Below are 22,470 nucleotides of genomic sequence, written 5' to 3'. Positions count from 1 at the left end.
CTAAAGTTACTGAATCTATTGCTATTATTGATTTGTCGTGGAAATGTCGGGTTAAATTCAAACAAAAAAATGAACTGTTATAAAAATCTATTTTAATATTGTATGACATATAAAAATATACATACAATGAAACAACCAGAACTAGGAAAACGAATCTCATCATTAAGAAAGGAAAAAGGTTTAACGCAAGAAGAGTTGGTAGAACAATGTAATATAAATGTGCGCACAATTCAACGAATAGAAGCAGGAGAAGTTAACCCAAGAAGTTATACCATAAAAGCAATCTTAGAAGTTTTAGGAGAAGAATTTAAACAAAATGAAACAATTTTAGTTGAAAAGAAAGCTAATAATAATTGGACTAAACCTGAATTAAAAACATTGCATAATAGTTGGTTTTACGGTATTTTTTATGCGGTAATTACTTTGGTAACTATTGTACTAGAAATTAGGTTTGAGCTAAACCATACCAGCCCAATGGTAAAGTTAATTTTTAGAGTTCCGTTTTTAATACTTTTTTTTATTTTGATAATTCCGTTTTTAAAAGGTTATAAACTTTTGTCTATAAAATTTAACAAACCTTTACTAAACTCTGCAGTATATATCTATTTTACTATTGCTGCAATTTTGGCAATTATTACACTATTTTCTGGTAATAACAGTTTACTATCTGCCATAGAGATTGTTTTAGGAGTTTTTGTTTTAATAATTTTTGGTATTGGAGAAATAATTTTAGGCATAGGAATTTTAAAACTAAAAGAAAATTTAGATACGCTAGCACAAGTTACTGGCATTGTAAAAATTGTAAATGGTGCTTTTCTAGTAACTGTAATTTTATCTCCAATAGGTTTGTTTTTGGTAATACCTGTGCTAATATTAGAAATAATATTTTTACATAACACTTACCAAGACATTAAAAACCTACAAGAAGTTAAGGTTTAGTTTTTGTTTTAAATTAAATATGTAAACGTAATTTCAGCAAAGATTTCCCTTCCCTTTGGGAAGGTTAGGATGGGATTTAGGAAATTTAGCTATTTTTATTATTCATGGTGATAAGGTTCATTCTTTAAAATGGTAAAACCTCGGTAAAGTTGTTCTACAATAAAAAGACGAATCATTTGATGAGAAAACGTCATCTTAGAAAGAGATATTTTCCCTATGGATTTGTTATAAACAGCATCAGAAAAACCATAAGGACCGCCAATAACCAAAACCAATTGTTTTATGCCCGAATTCATTTTCTTTTGTAAATACTTAGAAAATTCAATAGAAGTAAAGTGCTTGCCTTTATCATCTAACAAAACCAACTGATCTGTATTTTGTAGTTTGGCTAAGATCAATTCGCCTTCTTTTTCTTTTTGTTGAATTTCACTTAAATTCTTTACATTTTTTATATCGGGAATAATTTGTAGCTCAAATTTTATATAATGCTTTAATCGATTTTGATATTCTTCTATCAACGCAATTAAATGTTTATTGTCTGTTTTTCCAATAGCAAGTAATTTAATCTTCATTTTATAAAATAATTACAACAAGTTCGTGTTGCAAAGTTATTAGATTACTTTTAAAAAAAAAGGGAATTAAAATTACATTTCTACTAATTTAAAACTAGAAATTGGTGCTTCACACACAGAGCATTTATAATTTGTGCTTAAATCTTTAAAAAGAGTACCAGGTTTAACGTTGTTATTTTCGTCTCCGTAAACTTCACTGTAAATGGTAAAACATTCAGCGCATTGGTGTGCTTCTTCTTTTACGGTTTCTTTTGGTTTTTTAACATCAGCATCGTCATCTGTTATTTCATTACCAAACTGATTGAAATAATTTTTACTAAGCTCCATTAATAAACCAGAAACTTCAATTTTATCTACATCTTGGGCGTACACAATATATTTTTGTGTATTTGGGTTAAAGTTTTCACAGTAAAGTACATTGTAGGTTGGTCTTACCTGAAAATCTTGTACAATTGTAGGCGCACTATTTTTTTCTATAACAATAGAGGTAAAATACTTTCTTTTGTCTGAACCATTAGAGATTGCAAAAGTAAGCCCATAGGTGCTAATATCATTCTGATCGAAGTTTTGTACAATAAACTTTTTTAAAGTTAACGCTTCATCATCATTAACTGGCAAATGCCAATTCAATTCTAACAAAGAGTGCCTTACATTTATACCAGATTTACCTAATAATTTTTCTAGCATTAATTTACTCGTCTTTGGAATTCCTTTTACAATGATAGATTTCCAAGGTGTAATACAAATTTTACCTATTTTATTGTCTAAGCAAAAGTCACAAAATTCTTTTAAAAATGGTAAATAATATCTATTGTTTCTCCAGTATAAACCCAACCAATATTGGTTAATACCCATTTTATTCATACCCTCATAATAAGGAAATGGCTTAAAATCTACTTTAAGCGGATTTTCTATAGTTCTATTATTTGTTTCTAAAATATCATTAACTAATGTAAATAATTCTTCGATATCATCTGCATCTGTGTAAATGTCTTCTATTGTTTTTGCTGTTTTAGAGATGTCCCAACTATAAATTAATACAGGGTAATACACAGGTTTTTCCCAATTTGGTAATATTAAATGCAAATACCAGTAGTCTTCATTTTCTGAAGCAATAAAGTTAAGTTGCCCGTTAAATAAAGGCACTAACTGTTGTTTTGGGTCTGTAATATTAACTTTTAGTTTGGGTTGGTATTTAAAGCTTTCTAAAATATATAAATAAGTAACACCACTTAACCAACTTGTATTTGTAAAAATATCTGCAGCAACGTAAGAACACACAAGGTTATCATATTCAGTATCAGAAATCATACTGGTACTTAGTTCTGGAAACTGTTGGTCTATAGCCGTGTTTTTTTCGTGATATGGAAAGATAATATCTTGTCTAGATCCAAAATGTAAAGCGTCTAAGCCTAAGGAAGTTGCGTAATTAATTATCTGTTTTAGTTCACTAGGTGATAAGATACCACCTTTTATAAAAACTCTTTTTAAATCTTCCATAACTTATACGCTTGCTAAATTCATTTTTAAAATATCTTTTACCTCTGGTTTGCAACTACCACAACCTAAACCAGCGCCTGTAAGTTTGCATAAATTATTAAAATCTGTGCATCCTTTTTTAATTTCCTCTTCTAGGTTTCCTTCTCCTATTTGGCTACAAGTACAAACCAGTTTCCCTTTTACAGGTACAGAAGATTTGCTAGATCTTAAAATTGAATCTCTTTTATCTGCCAATTCAATTTCGTCTTCTATTAACGTTTTAAACTCTGCAAATTCTTTTTTGTCGCCCATTAAAATGGCACCAACTAACTTATCTTCTTTAATAATACACTTTTTGTAATATTTCTGTGTAACATCCATAAAAATAATTTCTTCGTATGAAAAATCATTCTTAGGAACAGTTACCATACCAATACTACACAGGTCTAAATCTTCAAACTTTAGAATATTCATTAATACAGAACCTCCGTAAATGCTGCTTAAATCTCCTAAAATATAGTTTACAGCAATATCTGCTTGTTGTTCTGCCGCAGAAGTAATTCCATAAAGAGCGTTGTTAAATTCTGCAATTTCACCTAAAGCAAAAACGTTAGTATCACTTGTTTGTAAATGTTGATTTACAATTACACCTCTTCTCGTATTTAGCTTGCATTGTTTTGCAAGTTCAACGTTTGGTATGGTACCAATAGCATAAACTATGGCGTTACTGTGTAAAACTCTACCAGTTTTTAGCGTAATTTCTAATTCGTTAGCATTGCTACCTTCAAAAACGGTATCTACTTCATTATCAAAATAAGTTTGTATGCCACGATTTTGAACATCTTCTGCTAGCAAACGACTGGCAATTAAATCTAATTGACGCTCCATTAATCTAGAAGCTCTTTGAATAATTGTAATCTGTACGTTCTTTTTGTTTAAAGTAGCCGCTAGTTCTAAACCTAATAAGCCACCACCAACAACAACAACATGTTGTTGTTCTTCTGGTAAGCCAGTATTGTCTAGATGTTTTTTAAGCCTATCTGCATCATTTTTACTACGTAAAGTAAATCTGCCAGGTAAATTTAGTTGTACGTTGTTAGGTACAAAAGCTCTACTACCTGTTGCCATAATTAACAAATCATAATTATGTTCTGTTTGGTTGCTATCTGTAATTTTTTGTTGTTCTCTATCTATTTTTTCAATAGAAATACCCGATAATAAACTGACTTTTAGTTTGTCTACTTCTCCTTTTTTTAATTTTTCTAATTCTTCCCAGGAAAGTTCTTCACTTACATATTCTGGAAGTAAAACACGATTGTAAAAAGAATTTTCTTCTTTAGAGAAAATCGTAATTTCATCTTCTGTATTTCTTTCTCTATAACTTTGTACAAAACGATAAGCAGCTGCACCAGCGCCAATAATACATACTTTTTGAACTTTCTTTTTGTATTTAACTACTTGAACTGCACTAAATTTAAAATCAGGTTCTTTAGATACAGGATCTACAAGATTGTTAGTTAAGTTGTTTGCCCTACCAAAATCGTTTCCTAAAATTTTACCCCAATGCATAGGCATAAAAACCACACCTTTTCTAATATCATAACTAAATTGTACTTTAACACGTGTTGTACCTCTGTTGTTTTTTATGATGGCAATATCTCCTTCTTTAATACCTCTTTCATAAGCATCAACACCATTCATTTCTAGGTAAGGCGATTTTATATGTGTGTTTAATCGGTTTACTTTTCCCGTTTTTGTTCTTGTATGCCATTGATCTCTCACACGCCCAGTATTTAAAATTAATGGGAACTCTGTTGTTACTTTTTCAGATTGATTTTCAGTATGTACAGGAACATTAAAATTGGCTTTTTTAGTATTGGTATAAAATTCATTATCTGTAAATAAACGCGTAGTTCCTTTATGTGTTTTATTTGGAACTGGCCATTGAAAACTACCTTCATTTTGTAGCCTTTTGTACGACAAACCAGAAATATCTATACTTGTGTTTTTTGTTAATTGGCAGTGTTCTGCAAAAATTTCGCTATTATTTTGATAGTCGAAACCTTCAAAATTCATTTTTTGTGCAAATCTTGTAAATATTTCTACATCAGGTAAAGCTTCACCAGGAGGTTCTATTCCTTTTTCTAAATAACTTATACGTCGTTCAGAATTTGTCATAGTACCTTCTTTTTCTAACCAGCCTGCAGCTGGAAGCAATAAATCTGCATACTTTGTTGTTTCTGAATTATGAGAAATATCTTGCACTACTACAAAATTTGCTTTTTTTAGTGCATTTTCTACTGCTAAAGAATCTGGTAAACTTACTACAGGGTTTGTACAAACAATCCAAATTGCTTTTAGTTTTCCCGAGTTTAAAGCATCAAACATTTCTGTGGCTGTAAGTCCTGGTTTTTCTGAAATTGATTGTCCTCCCCAAAAATTAGAAACTTCTTCTCTATGTGTTGGATTTGCCAAGTCCTTATGTGCAGCAAGTAAATTTGCCATACCACCAACTTCTCTTCCGCCCATGGCGTTTGGTTGCCCAGTTAAAGAGAAAGGGCCAGCACCAGGTTTACCAATTTGCCCTGTTAAAAGAGATAGGTTTAAAAGCGAAACATTTTTATCTACACCTATTATACTTTGGTTTAAACCCATTGTCCACATACTTATAAAGCCCATAGACTGTCCAATATATTGTGCAGCTTTTTTTATTTGATTAACAGTAACACCACAAATGGTAGCTGCTGTAGAAAGTGAGGTTTTTAAGACAAATTCTTTTAAGTTTTCAAAATCATTAGTATGATTTTTAATAAATTTTTTGTCTACTTTATTTTTTTCAATTAACCTTCTTGCAATGGCGTTGTAAAGTACCACGTCTGTGCCTGGTATAATTTGCAAATGCAAATCTGCAATAGCGCAGGTTTGTGTTTTTCTAGGGTCTACAACAACTATTTTTACATTTGGGTTGTCTTCTTTATGTTTTTCTAGCCTTCTAAACAAAATTGGGTGGCACCAAGCAGGATTTGCGCCTGCAATAAAAAAGCAATCTGCTTTTTCTATGTCTTCATAGGCAATTGGCACAGTATCATCTCCAATAGATTTTTTATAACCTACAACAGCAGAGCTCATACAAAGTCTAGAGTTTGTGTCTATATTATTAGTACCTATAAAACCCTTTGCTAGTTTGTTAATGATGTAATATTCTTCTGTTAAACATTGGCCAGAAACATAAAAACCAACACTATCTGAACCATGCTTTTTAATAATTGATTTAAAAACAGCAGCTGCTCTATCTAAAGCAGTATCCCAAGTTACCTCTTTTAGTGGATGGTTTTTACTCCATTTCATTTGAGGTTTTAGTATTCTATCTTTTGTATCTTGTGCTACGTAGTTTAAGTTCATGCCTTTAGAGCATAACATTCCTTTGTTTACGGGGTAATCTGGATCACCAATAACAGATAAACGGCCTTTGGTATCTTTATTTACTATAATACCACAACCAACACCACAGTAAGAACAAATGGTTTTGTAAGATTTTGCTTTAGACATAAATTCATGAAATTAATCCTTCAAAAATACAAAATTACGTATTAATACGTAGTTTTTTATTTGTAAAAAATTAGGTCTAATTTTATGAAAATGGTAGTTTTATCTTGTATTATAAAGAAAAAACAACATTTTTAAGATTGGTGCTAAATAAGGTAGGGTAGCGGTATATTTAATTAAGCTGGAGTTCAGCGGCTTTAGCAGAAAGCTCTATTAAATTTTTAACATTCATTTTTTTCATCATATTAAAACGGTGCGTTTCGATTGTACGTTTGCTATTTTGTAATATTTCTGAAATTTCAGCATTTGTTTTACCAGATAAAATTAAAGGTAAAATTTGCTTTTCTTTTTTTGTTAAACCAAAATTACTAGGAGTCGCTGTTTCTGTTGCAGGTGTTTTAGTTTCAGTGGATTTTTTAAGTAGGTTAGCCACAATTATGTTAGAAATATCTCCACTAAAATATTTATCTCCTTTGTAAACAGTATGTATGGCTTTTATAAATTCTTTTTTGTCGGTATCTTTTAGTAGATATCCACTTGCACCAGCCTCTATAGATTTTAAAATATATTCTTCAGAATCGTGCATAGAAAGCACAATTGATTTTACTGTATTTGGTTTTTCGTTTAAAACGCCAACAGCTTCAATACCATTCATTTTTGGCATTCTTACATCTATAATTAATACATCTAGTTCGTTATTGTTTATAAACTCTAGGGCTTCTTGGCCATTAGAGGCTTCGCCAATTATTTTTATATCTTTTTCTTCTTCTAAAAGGTATTTTATACCATCTCTAACAATACTGTGGTCATCTGCTAATAAAACTCTAATTGCCATGCTAAAAAATTATCAAATAAAATCAAAGTTACGTAATTCTAAATAAAGTAAAAAAAACAAAACCCGAAGAAAAAAGATTCTTCGGGCTTCATCATGAACAAACAAATATGTTATTATTTGCTACCTGTTAAGAATTTTGGTTTTAGAATTAACATTGCCCAAGCCCAGTTTTGGGTTTCTTTTGCAGCTGCCTCTGTTATTCCTTTTAACTCATACATTCCATCTGATGCAAACATTTGAGAATATCCTATTTTTAAAGCGTAACCTTTAAATTTCTTTGCATAAACTAAATCTATTTCTGTACCTAAAGATCTTTCCCCACTTGGTAATGCTTGATCTCCACTAAAATTTAATGCTTTAACCATTAAGCTAGAAGTTTTACTTAATTTAAAGTTAGCACTAGCGTGAATATCTACTAAACCAATAGTATTAACATGATTTCCAACATAAAAATAATCCATAAAACCATTAAACTTATGGTTGGTACCAAAAGTTGGTAAAAATGCTTCTGTTTGGTCTGTAGTACTTGCGTCGTCTCCACTAATTAATTCTACACCTGCTCCAAAACTTACTTTTGCGGTTGCTTTGTAAGTAGCTTCTAAGCCCAAAAGATATGCACCACCAACATCTGTACTTCCATTAAAGAAGGTACCTGTTTGTAAAAAAGCGTTTCCGGCTAAACCTAACTTCCCTTTTGTATAATTTAAATGAGTACCTGCCGTAAATAAACTATTTACACCATCTGCATCTCCATTTGCATCAAAGTTTTGATGTCCGTAGTTTACTAATAAAAGACTAGCGTTAAATCCTTTCCAAGTTTGTTTTGCATACAAATGTTGCATGCTTTTATATTGAAAAGGGTTGTTGGCAGGGTATGCTGTACCTACATTTTGAAAACCAAATAAAGGCCCACCTAAACCGTCTAAATCTTGATTAAAAGCTACACCTAAGTCTAAGATAAAGTCATTTTTACGATATTGATACAAAGCCAAATCATGATTTCTACCTTGTTGTGCCCAATCTAATCCACCAAAGAAACGTTGGTCATCATAAGATAAAACTTGGCGACCTAATTTAATACCAGAATTATCTGTTAATTTTAAGTTGGCCCAAGCTTGAAATACTGCAAAAGAGTTGTTTGCATCTACTGGTATAATCTGTGGATTTTCTCCCCAAACTAATAAATCTTGTATGCTTAAATAAACCTTAAAGTTATCTGTTTGATATCCTGCATTTAATCTTACTCTTGTGTTAACCGCAAAACCAGCATCTGCGCCATCTGGTATTAGCGTCTGAAAACCGTTTCTATATTCCGTTCTTGGTCTAAATTCTCCGTCTAATGTAAATTGTGCTGTTGTAAGTTGAAAACATGCTAACATTAGTGTTAAAATTAAGTACTGTTTTTTCATTTTTTTTGTTTTAAGTAATTTGATTGTTTAATTTTTGATTTTAGATGTCTTAAGCCTACGGAATTTTAATATCCATATACTCAATTATCTTTTTTAATTTTTTTGTTGTTTTTAAATGATTAGTGCTCTAAAAAGTCAATTAAATGTTTTCTGTAAGCGTAATAATCATCATGTTCTAAGACAGATTTTCTGGTTCTTGGTCTTTTAAAGTTGATGTCTAAAACATCTCCAATTTTTGCTTTTGGTCCACTAGTCATCATTACCACTCTGTCTGCTAAAAAGATAGCTTCATCAACATCATGAGTAATCATAACTGCAGTAATTTTTTCTTTATTCCAGATTTCGATTAAGATATCTTGTAATTCTCCTCTTGTTAAAGAATCTAACATTCCAAAAGGTTCGTCTAATAAAAGTACTTTTGGTTTAATAGCAAATGCTCTTGCAATACCAACTCTTTGTTGCATTCCTTGAGATAATTCACTCGCTTTTTTATGAAAAGCATCTTCTAAACCTACTTTTTGTAAATAATATTTTGCAATATCATTACGTTGTGCTTTGCTAGCATGAGGAAAAACCTGATTAACACCTAATAATACATTTTGTAAAGAAGTCATCCAAGGCATTAAACTAGGCGATTGAAAAATAACACCTCTATCTGGTCCTGGTCCTTTAATATGTTTTCCTAAAACAGAGATATTTCCACCAGAAATTGAATTTAAACCAGCAATCATAGAAAGCATAGTTGTTTTACCACAACCAGAATGACCAATAATGGTTACAAATTCCTCTTTTTTAATCTGAAGATTTAAATTTTCTAAAACAACATAATCTCCCTTTGGTGTTGGGTATACTTTTTTTAAATCTTTTAAATCTAACATTACATCTTTAGATGCAAAACTTGTTGTTTTTAAAACCTCTTTAATAATTGAATTTTCTGTTATAATGCTCATCTTGTTTTATCTAAATTGGTTTACAAAATCTTTTGGTGTTAATTCTGGTAGCACATATGCTTCCTTTGCTTCAGATTTACGCTCATTTCCAATATCCATTAAATACTCTATAATGGCATTTCTGGTTTCTTTAAAATTAGCGTTGTCATTCATTTCTGTTTTATCTCTTGGGCGCTCTAAATCAATTTTAAATTCTGGCCCTAAAGTAGCTTTTGGTCCTGGGCGTAAAGGGATAATTCTATCTGCCATGTAAATGCCTTCATCTACATCATTTGTAATTAATAAAGCTGTACGCTTGTCTTTACCCCAGATATTTAAAATTTCATCTTGCAAATTTCCACGAGTTAAAGCATCTAAGGCACCTAAAGGCTCATCCATAATAATCATTTCTGGTTTCATGGCTAAAGCTCTTGCAACAGCAACTCTTTGACGCATACCACCAGATAATTCTTTTGGTCTTTTGTTAATGGCAGGCGTTAAACTTACCATTTCTACGTAATTCTTAACAATTTCGTTTAATTCAGATTTACTTTTCTTTGGAAAAGCCTCTTTTACTGCCATAAAAACGTTTTGACCTACAGTTAACCAAGGCAAAAGAGAGTAGTTTTGAAAAATTACACCGCGTTCATGACTAGTGCCAATAACAGGTTCTCCTTTAAATAAAACTTCGCCACTTGTTGGCTGAATTAAACCATTAATTAAGTTTACCAAAGTTGTTTTTCCACTTCCTGTAAAGCCTACAATAGCCACAAATTCCCCTTCTTCAATCTTAAGGTTGATGTTCGATAAAACCTCAGTTTCATTGTCACCTTGTCCGTAGGTTTTATAAATATTATTTAATTCTAAATATGCCATTTTTTTGATGTGTAAGTGTGTAATTGTTAAATTGTGTAACTGTTTTAGTTTCTTAGGTACTGTATTATCGCTTTAACGATTAAACAGTTAAACAATTACACGTTTTAAATCGCGTCTGTTTTATCAAAAGATACCCAGTTTTGAATACTTAGCATAATTCTGTCTAGTAGAAAACCAATAATACCAATGGCAAACATGGCTACAATAATTTTAGCATTAGAATCGTTTGCGCCATTTTGGAATTCTTCCCAAACAAATAATCCTAAACCAGGACTTTGTGCTAAAAGTTCAATAGCAATTAAAACCATCCAAGCAACTGATAATGTAATTTTTAAACCTGTAAAAATTAAAGGTAAAGAAGAAGGTAATACTACTTTAAATATTTTTTGAAATGTACCTAGTTTTAAAACCTTGGCAACATTAATGTAATCTTTATCTACAGAAGAAACACCCATTGCAGTATTTACTAAAGTTGCCCACATAGAACACAAACCAACACTAATAAAAGAAATGGTAAAAGAACTATCATTGGTAGAGCCAATTAAAATTGTCTTTACAATCATAAAAACTAGTAAATACCAAACTACTGGAGATACTGGTTTAAAGATTTGAATAAACCAATTGAAAGAACTTTTTAAAGTAGGACTTAGTCCAATAAAAATACCTAATGGCACAGCAATTAATAAGGCTAATAAAAAACCTGCAAAAACTGTTTGTAAACTTCTAAAAATTTGATCTACAAAAGAAGGTCTTCCTGTATATACAATAGCATCTTTTCCTGCTGCAACTCTTTTTGCGTTTAACGTTGCTGTTTTTTCTGCAAAAGCAGCTTTGTCTGCGCTAATAATATTGTGATCTCTTAATAAAGATTGAAAAGATTCCCAAACTTGAGCAGGAGAAGGTAATGTATTAGGTTGACAACTAGATTCTCCAGAAGCAATACAAGCCGTTAAAGCATCTGCTGCTGCTTGACCTTGATCTTTTAATGCTTTCGCTATTTTAAAATCTGCCTCTGTATTATACAAAGATTTTGCACCTAAATGCCATAAACCCACAAATAAAAGTATGGAAGCAAGTGGAACTACGGACTTGCGCAAGAAATCTTTAAAATCTTCTTTTTCTAATTTCCCGGTAAATAAATCTTTTAAAGTTGTAAAAAATCCCAAGCCTAAAAAATCAGTTACTTTTCCTAGTGTTAAACTTGCTTTCATAATTTTAAATCTAATGTGTATATAAATTACTTTTTATCTTTGTTTCCTATTTTAAAACTGTTGATGTAACCAATTGGGTCTTTTGCATCATAAGTTGTTCCGTCTATAAAATCTGCTGTAGCTGGCTTATAACCATCTGTTGTTGGTACATCTGAAGCAGGAATATTACCTTCTTCAACTAATAAAGCAGCTGCTTTTTTCCAAATATCTGGTCTGTAAATATCTTTAATGGTTGATGCATACCAATCTGCAGGTTTTGCGTCAGGAATTTGTCCCCATCTTCTCATTTGAGTTAAAAACCAAATACCATCAGAATAAAAAGGATAAGTTGCATTGTACTTATAGAATACATTAAAGTCTTCCATTTCTCTTTTATCTCCTTTCTCAAATTCGAAAGTACCTGTCATAGAATTTGCTAAAACTTCTACTGGTGCACCAACGTATTGAGACATTGATAAAATTTCTACTGCTTCTTTTCTGTTTTCTGGTTTGTCTAACCATTTACCAGCTCTAATTAAGGCTTTAGTAACTGCAATTGCCGTGTTTGGATTTTCTTTTACAAACTTTTCTGTCATTACAAATACTTTCTCTGGGTTATTTTTCCAGATATCATAATTGGTAACTACTGGTACACCAATTCCTTTAAAGACTGCTTGCTGATTCCAAGGTTCACCTACACAATATCCAAAAATAGTTCCAGCTTCTAAAGTAGCTGGCATTTGTGGTGGAGGTGTTACAGATAGTAAAACCTCTGCATCAATTTGTCCTTGTACGTTTTCTTTGGTATACATTCCTGGGTGAATTCCAGCTGATGCTAACCAATATCTAATTTCGTAATTGTGAGTAGATACAGGAAAAACCATTCCCATTTTAAAGGCTTTACCAGCATTTTTATATTCTGTAATTACAGGTTTTAAAGCGTCTGCTTTAATGGGGTGTATTGTTTTACCACTGTCATCTTTTGGTACATTTGGTTTCATTTTAGACCAAACATCGTTAGAAACGGTTATTCCATTTCCGTTTAAATCCATAGAAAAAGCAGTTATCAATTTTGCTTGTCTACCAAAACCTGCGCCAGCAGCAATTGGCTGACCAGCTAACATATGTGAGCCGTCTAATTGACCATCTATAACTCTATCTAAAACATTTTTCCAGTTAGATTGAGCTTCTACAGAAACAAATAACCCTTCATCTTCGAAAAATCCTTTTTCTTTAGCAATAGCCAAAGGCGCCATATCTGTTAACTTGATAAACCCAAACGTTAATTGTGGTTTTTCAATATCTAATTGTTTTGTTTTTGAAGTTGCTACAGCTGCTGTAGTCGTTTCTTTTTTTGTTGTTTTACCACCACATGCAAATAGTAATGCTGCTGCTGATAAAACTAAAGTTGATTTTTTGAATAGAGATTTCATTTCTTGTTAAGTTTTTTAATCTACGTATTAGTACTTATTTTTTGACAAATATATATCAGTATTTAAGAATGAAACATGCAAAACAATCGATTTTCATCTATTTTTAATCAGTTAATAATATGGTTTATAGCAGGTTTTTATGGTAAGTACCTCATTTTTAAACTAAAAAAGGTACTTAGAAAACCTAAGTACCTCCATCATCGGGGGAAATAATAGCTAGGAATTAACTAGCTAGGTAATAATTATGTTCAGCAATTTCTTTTTTTAACGCTGTAATGTTTTGAATAGCGATTCTTTTACCACTTGTTGAGATGTAGCCCTCCTTTTTTAAGTTGGAAAAGGTTCTAGTTACTTGTTCATCTGTGGTACCAGCAAAATCTGCAATTTCTTTTCTACTAAGTATTAGGTTTAAGTGTCCTTTTTTATTTGTACCAAATTTTCTGTTAATGTAGAGTAAGCTATCTATTACTTTTTCACGAACGGTCATTTGCGCTAATGTTTTTACTTTGTCTTCAGATTTACTGAGTTCTTCCGCATAAAATAGCATAAAATCATAAGTTAATTCAGGTATTTGAATCAGCATTTCCTTTAAAGTTTTATCGGAAAAGTTGCAAAGTGTGGTATCTTCTAATGCTAGTGCACCTATAGAATATTTTTGTCTTATACCAAAGCCTCTATGACCTATAACTTCGCCATCGGTAACAAATCGTAAAATTTGTTCTTTACCATAAATACCAGTTTTTAATACTTTTGCTTTACCACTTTGTATAAAAAACAAACCATTAGTTGGGGCACCTTCCATAACGAATTGTTGTCCTTTTTTACAAGAAAATGTGTTTTTTTCAGTAATAAATTTTTCGAAGCCTTTCGTTTTAATGTGTTTGTAAACTAAACAATTTGTGTTTTCACAAGAAGTACATGGTATGGGATTAATTGGCATAGTTTTATTGTTTTACTTCTAATTAAATGTTTAATACATTTCTAAAACACGTTGAATTTCCTCTTCTAAAAATGCATGGTGTTCTGCAACAACATCACCAATAACAATAATACCGGGTGCTTTGTAATCTATTTGAGATAATGCGTTTTTGTGATTCTCTAATGTTTCAATACAAATGGTTTCGTTTTTTAGCGTTCCATTTTGAATAATGGCAAAAGGAGTGTTTTTAGATCTATGTTTTAGTACTTCGCTAATTATTGTCTCAAAATTACGCAATCCCATTAAGACAACTAAAGTAGCAGAAGATCTTGCACCATGAATAATATCTTTAGAAATTTGTCCGTTAGAAGTTGTACCTGTAATTACCCAAAAACTCTCATTTACACCTCTTTTGGTAAGTGGAATTCCTTGATTTGTAGGCACTGCTAATGCGCTGCTAATTCCTGGTATAATTTCAACTTCTACACCGCAATTTTCTAAGTAATCTACTTCTTCAGATCCTCTACCAAACACAAATGGGTCACCACCTTTTAAACGTACCACATTGTTATGTTTAAACGCGTATTCTGCTAATAAAGCATTAATTTCAGTTTGAGAAAAACGATGATTATTAAATCGTTTACCTACGTATATAAGAGTGGTGTTTGGTTTTGCATTTTTTAAAAGCGCTTTATTTACAAGCGCATCGTAAAAAATAATATCAGCACTTTTAATAGCGTTTAAACCTTTTACCGTTATTAAATCTATAGCTCCTGGTCCTGCACCAACTAATGTCACTTTATAAGTTTTTCTATTATTTTTCATGGCTATTGATATTTACACCCTAATATTATTAGGTTTTTGACAAAAATACGTAGTTTTAAATAAATAATCTAAGTTTTACTCTGTTTTTTTACGTATTAATACGTATTTTTGTTTCAAGTTTATAAATAAGTGTACTCAGATGAAAAAAATAATAGTTATTGGTAACGGAATGGTAGGGTATAAATTTTGTGAAAAATTTGTAGCCCAAGAAGCAAGTAAAAACTTTTCGATTACTGTTTTTGGTGAAGAACCAAGACCCGCTTATGATAGAGTTCATTTAAGTGAATATTTTGAAAATAAAGATGCGAAAGCCTTAGAAATGGCGCCACGTTCTTGGTACGAAGAAAATAAAGTTGAGTTAATTACCAATGCTAGAGTTACAGATATCAGCAGAAAATCTAAAACCATAACTACAGCAGACGATAAAAAGTACAATTACGATTATATTGTTTTAGCCACAGGTTCATCTGCTTTTGTGCCTCCTATTAAAGGAATAGAAAAAGAAGGTGTTTTTGTATACAGAACTATAGAAGATTTAGACGCTACTATAAACTACGTAGCAAAATTAAAAGAAGAAGGTACACAAAAGAAGGCTGCAATTTTAGGTGGTGGTCTTTTGGGTTTAGAAGCAGCAAAAGCTTTAGTAGATATGGGGTTGAAAACTTCGGTTGTAGAATTTGCACCAAGATTAATGCCAAGACAATTAAATACAGATGCTAGTAAATCATTACAAACAAAATTAGAAGCATTAGGGATAGAGATTCTATTAAATAAAGCTACACAACAGATTGCAGGAAATGGAAAAATGACAGGAATGCAGTTTTCTGAAGAAGATACTACTCCTTTTGATATGCTTTTGGTTTCTGCAGGTATTAGACCAAGAGACGAATTGGCTAAAACTTGTAATTTAGAAGTAGGTACAAGAGGCGGAATATTAGTAACTAATGATATGCGAACGTCTGACCCAAATATATTTGCCATTGGTGAATGTGCCTTATTAAATGGCATGATTTACGGTTTAGTAGCTCCTGGTTATGATATGGCAGAAGTTGCAGTGGCACAAATTTTAGAAGATAAAGAGGTTGTAATGCCTTCAGCAATAGATATGTCTACCAAATTAAAACTTAGTGGTATAGACGTTGCTAGTTTTGGAGATGCTTTAAATGAAAATAATGGCGTAGAAATTGTTTACGAAAACGGTTATGAAGGCATTTACAAAAGTATTATTGTAGATAAAGAAGGAAAATCGCTGTTAGGAGGAATTATGGTTGGTGATGCTTCTGATTATAGTATGTTGCATCAAATTTTCTTAAACGGAATGAAAATTCCAGAAAATCCGGCAGAATTAATTTTGCCTGCAACAGACGGTGCTGCATCTTTAGGAGACGTAACAGATTTACCAGATGAAGCACAAGTATGTTCTTGTGAAAGTGTAACAAAAGGGCAAATATGTAATGCTATAGAAACTGGCCAAGCAACAGATGTAGCTGGTGTTGTTAGTCTTACAAAAGCAGGTACAGGTTGTGGTGGTTGTAAACCAATGGTTGCAGATTTAACCAACGCCACTTTAAAATCTTTAGGTATAACAGTAAAAGAATCCGTTTGTGAGCATTTTGATTATAACAGACAAGATTTATATAAAATTATACAGGTAAAAGGGTATACTACTTTTAATGAAGTATTAGACAATCATGGAAATGGTGGTCATGGTTGCGAATTGTGTAAACCTTTAATTGCCTCTTTAATGGCAACTATTAATGCAGATACTGCTAATAAAGAATATGCAATTCAAGATTCTAACGATCGTTTTTTAGCAAATATTCAAAGAAACGGAACCTATTCTGTGGTGCCTAGAGTTCCTGGTGGAGAAATTACACCAGACAAATTAATTGTGCTAGGTGAAGTTGCCAAAAAATACGATTTATATACTAAAATTACAGGTGGTGTGCGTATCGATTTATTTGGTGCAACCTTAAATCAACTACCACATATTTGGCGAGAATTAGTAGATGCAGGTTTTGAGAGTGGTCATGCTTACGGAAAATCTTTACGTACTGTAAAAACTTGTGTAGGTTCTACTTGGTGTAGATATGGTATGGATGAAGCCATAAGTTTTGGTATCGAATTAGAAAACAGATACAGAGGTATTCGTGCACCGCACAAAATTAAAGGTGGCGTTTCTGGTTGTATTAGAGAATGTGCAGAGGCACGTGGTAAAGATTTTGGGTTAATTGCTGTAGAAGGTGGTTGGAATTTATATGTTGGAGGAAATGGAGGTGCAACACCACGTCATGCAGAACTATTAGCAGAACAAATAGACAATGAAACTGTAGTAAAATACTTAGATAGATATTTAATGTTTTACATGCGTACAGCAAAACCATTGCAAAGAACAGCTGCATGGCAAGATCGTTTAGAAGGTGGTTTAGCCTATTTAAAAGAAGTAATTGTGCAAGATTCATTAGGCATTGCTGCAGATTTAGAAGAAGAAATGCAAACTTTAGTAAACAAGTTTGAGTGTGAGTGGACGCAAGCCATAAATGATCCTGAAGTAATGAAACGTTTCAACCATTTTGTAAATAGCGAAGACGAAGACGATAATTTAGTTTTTGTACCATTAAGAGAACAAAAAATGCCAGAACCTTGGCAATAAAAATAGTTAACAGCAATCAGTAGCAGTTTTCAGTTTAAAAAATATCCCTTACTGTTTTAAAATTGTAGTAGGTATATTTAATAGAATATTTTTTTGTGCGCCTGCCTATCGCAGGCAGGTTTTAACGGGATTTCAGCACTCGCTTCCCGCAAAAAAAAGCGGGAGAGCTCAAACATGAGCCTGTCCTGAGCGTAGACGAAGGGCTTCAATCCCTAACGCAAGTTTCGTTAGATAAAAAAATAGAGGTAAAAAATAACGTGTCAATAAGATTTCAACCAAATAGTAGAAATAATAAAACTAAACGACACAATTATAAAATATAATCGCCAATAGCCAAAAGCTAAAAGCTAAAAGCAAATATAAAATGCAAGAAATATTACAACAATACAAAACCACAAAAATAGAAGATGTAACAGTTTGGTTTAAAGCAGCATCTGTAACAGATTTTCCAAAAGATGGTGGTGCTTGTGTAAAGTATAAAAATAAACAAATAGCGGTTTTTAATTTTGCAAGAGAAAATAAATGGTACGCTTGTCAAAACCTTTGTCCGCATAAACTAGAAATGGTTTTAAGTAGAGGTATGATTGGTGATGATAAAGGAATCCCAAAAGTAGCTTGTCCTTTACATAAAAAAACATTTTCTTTAGAAAATGGCGAAAATTTAAATGGAGAATTAGAGGCAATAGCAACTTATCCTGTAAAAATTGAAGATAATAGTGTGTATGTTGGATTTTCTGAATAAATTTGAAGTCAATTAAAAAACTTTACAATTTTGAAAGATAAATTTAATAAGGCTATAGAACTCATAGATTACGCAAATTCTAAAGACCCAAATAAAGAACTTTGGCAAGATAAAGAACATCCTAAAGAATTACTTTACGGCATTAGAATGAGTAAAACGCTAGAAGATTTTGAGCCTAATGCATCAGAATCTGTAAAGTTAGCTGCACGTTGCCAACACATTTGCAGGTGGGAAATTCCTAGAGATTCTTACGAAATGAATAAAGTTGGGTATTTAAAATGGCGAAGATATTTGTATAAATTTCATGCAGAAAAAGCTTCAGAAATTTTAACAGAAGTAGGTTACGATAAAGCTATTATTGATAATGTAAAATTTTTATTGCAAAAAAAACAACTAAAAAAGAATGTAGAAACGCAGTTGTTAGAAGATGTAATTTGTTTGGTTTTTCTAGAACATTACTTTTCTAAATTCTCAAAAAAATATACAGAAGAAAAACTCATAGATATTTTACAAAAAACTTGGGGTAAAATGTCTAAAAAAGGACACGAGGCTGCATTAAAACTTAATTTTTCGCAAGAAGAGGCCACCTTAATTTCTAAAGCATTGGCATAGTTTTTAATTACAACTATGAGTAAAGCAGAACAACATAATAATTTAGATGCCAAAATTTTTAATAAATTAAGGCGTTTATACCTTCTAGCCTTTTTGGCTGTTGCGCTTTCTATTGTAATTGCTCAGTTTTTAATTCAAGACCATATTAGCACTCAAATTAACGATTCTAGAGTAGTTAATATTGCTGGTCGTCAAAGAATGTTAAGTCAAAAACTAACTAAAGAAGCGCTGCAATTTAAAAACAGTGTAAACGCTACTCAAAAAGAAATACTTTTAAAAACACTCTCAAACACCCATAAACTTTGGGTAAACTCTCATAAAAATTTACAACAAGGAAATACAGATTTAGGTTTACCTAAAGAGACGAATATTGTAATTTTAAAAATGTTTAGAGATTTAGATGCTCATTTTTTGCCAATGCATAAGGCAATAGAGCGTTTACTTATTATTTCAAAAAATAGAGATACTATTAATAAAAATGACCTGGAAAGCAGCATCAATATTATTTTAAAAAACGAAAGTGATTTTTTATCAAAAATGAATGCCATTGTTTTTAAATATGATGAAATAAGTAAGGCTAAAGTTAATAAATTAAAATTTTTAGAGCGTGCTTTATTAATCATTTCGTTGTTAATATTAGCGTTAGAAATCTTATTTTTATTTAGGCCAATTTCTTTCAAAATTAGAGATATTATTAAACAATTATCTACTTCAAAAATTGAAGCACAAGACAAAGCATTGGCATTACAGGTAATGTATAATGAGAAAGAAGCCTCTTTACAAGAATTACAAGAGTTAAATTATGCTATAGACAATGCTGCTTTATTTGTAAGTACAAATACAGAAGGTAATGCTCTATACATGAGTAAAAAGTTTCAAAACTTAATGGGGCTCTCACAAAACACAGTACAAGGCGCTGTAGAAGAATTACTAACTACAGACCAAGGACAGCAAATTTACCTGAAAAATTTAATAAGACATCGTAAAAATAATTGGGAAGGTGAAGTTGAGGTAACTTCAAATACAGGAGACAATCTTTGGTTAGAAATGTCTATAATACCTATTAAAAGTGTTGGTGTAGAAAAGAAAATATTAATTCTTTGTTCTAATATTTCTAAAAGAAAATTAAATGAAGCTACTTTAAATGAGGTTTCTAGTCAAAAATACAACCAAGAAATTGAAGCACAGAAAGTACTTTCTAGTAAAATTATAGATGCACAAGAAGAAGAAAGAAAAAGAATAGCAAAAGATATTCATGATGGAATTGGGCAAATGTTAACTGCCTTAAAATTTACAGTAGAGTCTATTAATACAGAAAGTTTGGCAAATTCAGCAAACAAAATCAATAATTTAAAGCAGTTAACCAAACAAATTATTCAAGGTGTTAGAATGGCCACCTTTAATTTAACGCCACCAGAATTAACTGATTATGGATTTGCGCCTGCGTTACAAAAATTAACTATTCAATTGGCTAAATTAACAGGTAAAAATATTTTATTTACCAATAAAACTAATTTTGAAAAACGTTTAGATTCTTTGGTAGAAACTAATTTGTACAGAATAACCCAAGAAGCTATAAATAACGCTATTAAATATGCAGAATCTAATTATATTTTGGTGGTAATAAAGCATACAGAAAAAATGTTAAGTATTACCATAGAAGATGATGGATTAGGTTTTAATGAAGAAAATATGAAGTCTTCCAACTCAGATAAGGGAATGGGGCTTTTATTTATGAAAGAACGCATTAGTTATATAAATGGGCGTTTGTTTATGAATTCAGAAAAAGACAGTGGCACCCGAGTTGTAATTAACTTATCGCTATAAACAGTTTTTATTCTTGCATTTTTATTCGAAAGAAATACTTCTCTCGTTAATAAAAATAGATTTCTATTTATAATTTATGCAATTATCTCCTAATTTTCAAAATCATTGTTATTTTTACAACAGAATATATACTTTATGATAAAGGAAGCACAATTTCAAAACGAATTAGATTTAATTATTAAAAATGCCATTAGAGAAGATGTGGGTGATGGAGATCATACTTCATTATCTTGTATACCTGCAACAGCAATGGGTAAAGCTAAATTATTAGTAAAAGACGATGGTATTATTGCAGGAGTATCATTTGCAAAACAAGTTTTTAAGTATGTTGATGCAGATTTAGAGGTTGAAACTTTTATAAATGATGGAGAAAAAGTAAAATTTGGAGATATTGTGTTTCATGTTTCAGGTAAATCACAATCCATATTAATGGCAGAACGTTTGGTATTAAATGCAATGCAGAGAATGAGTGCTATTGCTACAAAAACTGCTTTTTTTGTAAGTTTATTAGAAGGTACATCAACCAAAATCTTAGATACTAGAAAAACCACACCAGGTATTAGAGCTTTAGAAAAATGGGCAGTAAAAATTGGTGGTGGTGTAAACCATAGGTTTGCTTTGTATGACATGGTTATGATTAAAGACAACCATATAGATTTTGCTGGAGGAATTACGCAAGCCATTACAAAAACCAAAAAATATTTAGCTGAAAAAGGATTAGATATTAAGATTATTGTTGAAGCTAGAAGTTTAGCAGAAATCAAAGAAATTTTATCAGTTCCTGGTGTGTATAGAATTTTAATAGATAATTTTAATTATAAGGATACCAAAACAGCAGTAGCTTTAATTGGCGATACTTGTTTAACAGAATCTTCTGGCGGAATTAACGAAAAAACCATTAGAAATTATGCAGAATGTGGTGTAGATTATATTTCTTCTGGCGCATTAACACATTCTGTTTATAATTTAGATTTAAGTTTAAAAGCTTTTTAAACTTGTTATTCCTGCCAAAACATAAAATAGAAATGTAAAAATAGATTCCTGCTTGCACATTAATTACAGTAGTATGAACGATTATTTTGATAGTGAAGAATATTCTAAAATTGATTTTACAAAAACAAAAATCAATAAAGGCGAATATGATAATTGTACCTTTACAAATTGTAATTTTGAAGGTATTCATGCATCTAATATTCAATTTGTAGAATGTGAATTTATAGAGTGTAATTTTAGCAATACAATTGTAAAAAATACCGCTTTTAGAGACGTAAACTTTATACATTGTAAAATGATAGGCGTAAAGTTTAATGAAGTAGATCCTTTTTTATTGCAAATTCATTTTAAAGAATGTCAATTGAATTTTTCCTCATTCTACCAATTAAAAATGCCAAATACCAACTTTAAGTATTGTAATTTACAGGAAGTAGATTTTACAGAAACCAATTTATCAAACAGTATTTTTGATAATTCAGATTTAAAATTGGCTATATTTGAAAGTACAAATTTGGAAAAAGTGGATTTTAGAACCAGTTTCAATTTTAATATCAATCCTTCAGAAAACAAATTAAAAAGCGCTAAATTTAATAAAGAAAATGTGAAAGGACTCTTATTAGAATATAAGATTATAATTGAATAAAAAATTTTAATTAAAATAGTTTTCCCTTTTTGGGAAATGTCCAAAAGG

At 31.1% G+C, this 22,470-nt stretch carries 18 protein-coding genes; 7 read left to right on the top strand and 11 right to left on the bottom strand.

Annotated elements, in window-relative coordinates; all coding sequences use genetic code 11:
- Window positions 1-126: 126 nt before the first annotated feature.
- Complete coding sequence (locus Q0684_RS06415) at window positions 127-939, top strand: helix-turn-helix transcriptional regulator (protein WP_299013993.1); 813 nt, start codon at window positions 127-129, stop codon at window positions 937-939.
- A gap of 98 nt (window positions 940-1,037) precedes the next feature.
- On the opposite strand, the gene rlmH is transcribed toward Q0684_RS06415, so the two are convergent.
- The 11 genes from rlmH to cobA all read right to left on the bottom strand — a co-directional run bounded on the left by rlmH (window position 1,038) and on the right by cobA (window position 14,952).
- Window positions 1,038-1,511, bottom strand: a complete 474-nt coding sequence (rlmH, locus tag Q0684_RS06410) for a 23S rRNA (pseudouridine(1915)-N(3))-methyltransferase RlmH (RefSeq protein ID WP_299013989.1) — start codon at window positions 1,509-1,511, stop codon at window positions 1,038-1,040.
- Between the two features lie 72 nt (window positions 1,512-1,583).
- Window positions 1,584-3,011, bottom strand: a complete 1,428-nt coding sequence (locus Q0684_RS06405; protein ID WP_299013986.1) for a rubredoxin — start codon at window positions 3,009-3,011, stop codon at window positions 1,584-1,586.
- A gap of 3 nt (window positions 3,012-3,014) precedes the next feature.
- On the bottom strand, window positions 3,015-6,539 hold the full coding sequence (locus tag Q0684_RS06400) for a nitrate reductase (RefSeq protein WP_299013983.1): 3,525 nt from the start codon (window positions 6,537-6,539) through the stop codon (window positions 3,015-3,017).
- Window positions 6,540-6,708: 169 nt separating this feature from the next.
- Window positions 6,709-7,371, bottom strand: coding sequence for a response regulator transcription factor (locus Q0684_RS06395; protein ID WP_299013980.1), 663 nt, complete (start codon window positions 7,369-7,371; stop codon window positions 6,709-6,711).
- A gap of 113 nt (window positions 7,372-7,484) precedes the next feature.
- The gene (locus Q0684_RS06390) at window positions 7,485-8,780 is read right to left on the bottom strand and encodes an alginate export family protein (RefSeq protein WP_299013977.1); all 1,296 of its coding nucleotides are present in this window, start codon (window positions 8,778-8,780) and stop codon (window positions 7,485-7,487) included.
- Window positions 8,781-8,899: 119 nt separating this feature from the next.
- Window positions 8,900-9,658, bottom strand: a complete 759-nt coding sequence (locus Q0684_RS06385; protein WP_299014368.1) for an ABC transporter ATP-binding protein — start codon at window positions 9,656-9,658, stop codon at window positions 8,900-8,902.
- 78 nt (window positions 9,659-9,736) lie between these two features.
- Complete coding sequence (locus Q0684_RS06380) at window positions 9,737-10,585, bottom strand: ABC transporter ATP-binding protein (protein ID WP_299013975.1); 849 nt, start codon at window positions 10,583-10,585, stop codon at window positions 9,737-9,739.
- Window positions 10,586-10,689: 104 nt separating this feature from the next.
- A complete protein-coding gene (locus tag Q0684_RS06375; protein ID WP_299013972.1) occupies window positions 10,690-11,796 on the bottom strand; it encodes an ABC transporter permease in 1,107 nt (368 codons plus the stop codon).
- 26 nt (window positions 11,797-11,822) lie between these two features.
- A complete protein-coding gene (locus Q0684_RS06370) occupies window positions 11,823-13,208 on the bottom strand; it encodes a CmpA/NrtA family ABC transporter substrate-binding protein (protein ID WP_299013968.1) in 1,386 nt (461 codons plus the stop codon).
- A gap of 223 nt (window positions 13,209-13,431) precedes the next feature.
- Window positions 13,432-14,148: a Crp/Fnr family transcriptional regulator gene (locus Q0684_RS06365; protein ID WP_299013963.1), complete on the bottom strand. Its 717-nt coding sequence runs from the start codon at window positions 14,146-14,148 to the stop codon at window positions 13,432-13,434.
- A gap of 30 nt (window positions 14,149-14,178) precedes the next feature.
- Window positions 14,179-14,952 carry a uroporphyrinogen-III C-methyltransferase gene (gene cobA, locus Q0684_RS06360; RefSeq protein WP_299013960.1) on the bottom strand — a complete coding sequence of 258 codons (774 nt, stop codon included), beginning with the start codon at window positions 14,950-14,952 and terminating at the stop codon, window positions 14,179-14,181.
- Between the two features lie 139 nt (window positions 14,953-15,091).
- On the opposite strand from cobA, the gene nirB reads away from it, so the two are divergent.
- From nirB to Q0684_RS06330, 6 genes are all read left to right on the top strand, one after another.
- Complete coding sequence (nirB, locus tag Q0684_RS06355; protein ID WP_299013957.1) at window positions 15,092-17,605, top strand: nitrite reductase large subunit NirB; 2,514 nt, start codon at window positions 15,092-15,094, stop codon at window positions 17,603-17,605.
- A gap of 364 nt (window positions 17,606-17,969) precedes the next feature.
- Window positions 17,970-18,347, top strand: coding sequence for a nitrite reductase small subunit NirD (gene nirD / locus Q0684_RS06350; protein WP_299013954.1), 378 nt, complete (start codon window positions 17,970-17,972; stop codon window positions 18,345-18,347).
- A 27-nt stretch (window positions 18,348-18,374) separates the two neighbouring features.
- Window positions 18,375-18,959 carry a DUF4202 domain-containing protein gene (locus Q0684_RS06345; RefSeq protein ID WP_299014365.1) on the top strand — a complete coding sequence of 195 codons (585 nt, stop codon included), beginning with the start codon at window positions 18,375-18,377 and terminating at the stop codon, window positions 18,957-18,959.
- Between the two features lie 15 nt (window positions 18,960-18,974).
- Window positions 18,975-20,786, top strand: coding sequence for an ATP-binding protein (locus Q0684_RS06340; RefSeq protein WP_299013951.1), 1,812 nt, complete (start codon window positions 18,975-18,977; stop codon window positions 20,784-20,786).
- Between the two features lie 135 nt (window positions 20,787-20,921).
- A complete protein-coding gene (gene nadC / locus Q0684_RS06335; RefSeq protein WP_299013948.1) occupies window positions 20,922-21,779 on the top strand; it encodes a carboxylating nicotinate-nucleotide diphosphorylase in 858 nt (285 codons plus the stop codon).
- Between the two features lie 73 nt (window positions 21,780-21,852).
- Complete coding sequence (locus Q0684_RS06330) at window positions 21,853-22,422, top strand: pentapeptide repeat-containing protein (RefSeq protein WP_299013945.1); 570 nt, start codon at window positions 21,853-21,855, stop codon at window positions 22,420-22,422.
- Window positions 22,423-22,470: the final 48 nt, after the last annotated feature.

The organism is uncultured Polaribacter sp. (assembly GCF_947503875.1).
GTDB lineage: Bacteria > Bacteroidota > Bacteroidia > Flavobacteriales > Flavobacteriaceae > Polaribacter.
The sequence above is the reverse complement of the archived record's forward strand: the minus strand, read 5'-3'. Positions and strand labels throughout refer to the sequence as shown.